The sequence below is a fragment of the Legionella sp. km772 genome, assembly GCF_003989735.1.
GTDB lineage: Bacteria > Pseudomonadota > Gammaproteobacteria > Legionellales > Legionellaceae > Legionella.
In genome coordinates this window covers 1-3,954 of the sequence record NZ_RZGQ01000230.1, presented here as the reverse complement: position 1 = coordinate 3,954, position 3,954 = coordinate 1, and the positions used below count along the sequence as shown (strand labels likewise).

Below are 3,954 nucleotides of genomic sequence, written 5' to 3'. Positions count from 1 at the left end.
TTGATTTTTTTGATGCAGTGTAATAATTTCGCTTTTTGGTCATTCTATTCCCCTCTTATATTAGAAGAATAGCTCTTAAAAATACCTTTTTTTCGTCTAAAAATCCGCGCCTATATCACACTTTTAAATCCGATAAGTAAAAATATAATTCATGAGCTAAGTTTTTTAATTGATCATTAGTCAGAGATCTAATTTCACTAATATCCTCATTAGAAATTAAGGTTCTCAAGTATCTGTAATTATTGCAATTTTCGCTAATTTCCTTAGAAAATGATCTATGTAGGTATGTTAATATTGTTGTAATTATTTCAACTTTACATTTATTGTATTTTAATATTAAGAAGGAGTTAGAATTAAAATTGGCTTTTTTTTGTGGGAAATAGACAATTATAAAATAGAAAATATAACTTGAAATAAGTGCAAAAGATAACTCTTTACTAAATTCTATTAGTATTGCTTGGTAGTCAATATTCATTATTTTTACACAAAGAGATGGATATATTATTTATAATCTATATGTCAAAAAATTAAAATACAAATTACTAGTGTGTATGGGCTTACTTAATCTTATTATATAACACAATCAAATTGCACTCTCGGAGCACTCTATAAAAATAATTTTCCAAGGCTATTTATTTTAAGTTGTTGATTTTATTGGCGTCCCGGAGAGGATTTGAACCTCCGACCTTCCCCTTAGGAGGGGGATTTAATAAACGTCTTGATGTATCTCCATGCATTATTATGCATTTTATGTCTTTATAAATAAAGGGTTTTATTGATTTTTCATTACATGGAAATGCATTATCATACAATCAAACGCAATTAATTTGCACCCTATATGCACCCTGATAGAAAAAGGATATACTATTCCTATCAATAAAATAATACCCCATGGATAGAGAGCTGTTTATGAATGAACTATCAACCCAAGATTTACCAGAATATCAAAACTTTCTTAATCGAGTAACTACTGAAATTCGTCAAGCCCGAATTCGTGCTACTAAATCAGTTAATAAAGAGGCTATATCTCTTTATTGGTGGCTCGGAGAGCATATAGTTCAACATCAAAATGAGCATTCTTGGGGTAAGTCTTTTGTAGAGAAATTATCCCAAGATTTAAGAAAAACCTTCTCAGAAGCAAAATTTGGTTTTTCTCCTAGAAATTTATGGGATATGCGACGTTTTTATTTGGAGTACAAGGATGAGCCAAATCTGCGACAGCTTGTCGCAGAAATTCCATGGGGGCAAAACCTACTCATTATGAATAAAGTTAAAAATAATGAGGAGCGTTTATATTATCTCACCGCAACGAAAGAACAAGCTTGGACAAGAGATACATTAAGCTCACAAATTAATTCAAATGCTTATGAACGTCACCAACTAGCTGATAAGAAGCATAATTTCAATGCAACTTTACCTAAGGAATTGGCGGAACAAGCCGATCAGTCAATGAAAGATGTCTATATGTTCGACATGTTAGGTATTACTAAGCCTGTGATTGAAACTGAGATTGAAAACCGCATGGTAGAAAAGATCAAGGATGTAATTTTGGAGTTGGGTTATGGTTTTAGCTTTATAGGCAATCAATATCGTATTGTGACTCCAGATTCAGAGTATTTTATTGATTTGCTTTTTTATCATCGTAAGCTTCAGGCTCTTGTTGCTTTAGAACTTAAGCGATCAAAATTCAAGCCGGAATATGCTGGAAAAATGAATTTCTATCTGAACCTGTTGGATGATTTCGTTAAAGAACCTCATGAAAACCCATCTATAGGTATTATTTTATGTGGCGAGCATACTAAGTTTGATGTCGAATACTCCTTGAGAGGTATTGATAAACCCGTTGGCGTCGCAGGTTATCAATTGACGCGTGACGTCCCTGAGAAACTGAAAGATGCACTACCAAATGCTGATCAATTAGAAGAAAAAATCATGTTTGAATTAGGGTTAGATAATGAAAGCCAAAATTAATAATACCCTAGTAAAAAAGCTAGTCCCAGAAGACAAAGAATATGAAGTCCATGACACCGATTTAAAAGGATTTTTGCTTAGAGTTTTTCCCTCCGGCACAATGCGCTATGTCTGCCAATATAAACGAGGCGGCAAGATAAATATTGGTACTGTAGGGATAATTACCCCTGCTCAGGCTCGGGAAAAGGCTGTTGAGATCTTGAATGACTTTAATAAAGGTATTGATCCGAAAGCTAAAAGAGGAACTAACAAGCCTAAAACTTTAGAAGAATTTTTTGAAAATGAATATAAATCTTGGGTATTAACTCATCATAAAAGAGGGAATAAAACGCTTGCTACAATTATACGTTGCTTTGATAAAATATTTGCTAAGCCTTTAGAGGAAATAACTCCATCTATTATAGAGCAATGGCGCATCAAGCGTTTAAATGATGGTATTTCGAACGCCACACTTAATCGAGATATTGGTACATTAAAATCCTTATTTACTAAGGCAGTAGAATGGGGGGTTATTAAAGAAAACCCATTAAAAAACTTAAAGCTTTCTAAAATAGATAGGGCGCCTAAAGTGCGTTATTTATCTTTTGATGAAGAAAAAAACTTACGACAAGCTTTATTCGAGCGAGAAGAGCAATTAATACAAGATCGGAAACGGGGCAACGAGTGGAGACAATCACGTGGATATGAGCTGCTTCCTGAACGCGAAGGAGAGGCGTTTTGTGATTATTTGTCACCTATGGTTTTAATCTCAATTAATACAGGGTTGCGACAAGGTGAACTGTTTCATCTAACTTGGGAAATGATCGATTTACAGGAGCGTTCCATCATTATTGCTGGTCAGATTACCAAAAATAGTAGCTCGCGCTATATACCTCTCAATAACGAAGCGTACAAAATAATAAAGCAACTTTATGAAAAAAGTGAATCAAAGAAGGGACTGGTCTTTCTCAGTAAAGACAATAAGCCGTTTAATAATATTAAACGGTCGTGGACTACTATTTTAAAAAAGGCACAGATAAATGAATTTCGATGGCATGATTTACGACATCACTTTGCTAGTAAACTGGTTATGGCGGGTATTGATTTAAATACTGTTCGGGAGCTGTTAGGTCATTCAGATATTAAAATGACATTAAGATATGCTCACTTAGCACCAGAGCATAAGATCAACGCAGTAAAAAAAATTGACTGGGTCAACAATGAATAAAGCCAATGAACAGCGGCAATTATAGGAAAAAAAATAAATAGTGCCTGACTCCAAGGTCTTGTTAAAGAGGAAATATGTTTAAAAGTAAATGGCTTATAACTATATCTTTTATATTTGTTATATCCTTGGTGATAAATATTTATTTATTACGAAATAATATTAGTTATAAACTAAGCCTCAATTTAAGCTCTCTTAAAGATATAATAACAATATTTTCAATATGTATTGCATCATATGTAGGACTTCAAGGCCTTAACACATGGAAAAAAAGTTTATCAGGGACAGAACGACATCAAAAAGCAAAAAATTTACTTTTGGATTTATACACATATAAAGATCATTTATATAACTATAGACATCCCGCGATATGGGCTTTTGAATATCCCCAGTTTGAAAATGTTAACAACTCCTCAGCCTTCAGAAAGACAACTTATGATGACAAAGTATTTGTCTATCAGAACCGTCTTAATAAAGTTAAAGAATATACAAAAAAGCTTTATGTTCATAAATTGGAGGGAAAAATATTATTTGGCCCAGAATTAGATAAAAATATTCAGCAAATATTTTTATTAGAGAATAAAGTATCTAATGAAATACGCAACTATTTAGAAAATATGAAAGAGGGGGTAAAAATTCCTTATGATTCAAAAATAGTCTATGATATAGGCGCGGATTTTTAGACGAAAAAAAGGTATTTTTAAGAGCTATTCTTCTAATATAAGAGGGGAATAGAATGACCAAAAAGCGAAATTATTACACTGCATCAAAAAAATCAA

The 3,954-nt window shown here is 32.7% G+C and carries 3 protein-coding genes; all 3 read left to right on the top strand.

The window, feature by feature from the left end:
- Nucleotides 1-909 precede the first annotated feature (909 nt).
- On the top strand, nt 910-1,971 hold the full coding sequence (locus tag ELY15_RS14270; RefSeq protein ID WP_127101191.1) for a YhcG family protein: 1,062 nt from the start codon (nt 910-912) through the stop codon (nt 1,969-1,971).
- A complete protein-coding gene (locus ELY15_RS14265) occupies nt 1,955-3,178 on the top strand; it encodes a site-specific integrase (RefSeq protein WP_127101189.1) in 1,224 nt (407 codons plus the stop codon). The genes ELY15_RS14270 and ELY15_RS14265 overlap by 17 nt, the downstream gene beginning before the upstream one ends.
- Nucleotides 3,179-3,252: 74 nt before the next feature.
- On the top strand, nt 3,253-3,858 hold the full coding sequence (locus ELY15_RS14260) for a hypothetical protein (RefSeq protein WP_127101187.1): 606 nt from the start codon (nt 3,253-3,255) through the stop codon (nt 3,856-3,858).
- Nucleotides 3,859-3,954 lie beyond the last annotated feature (96 nt).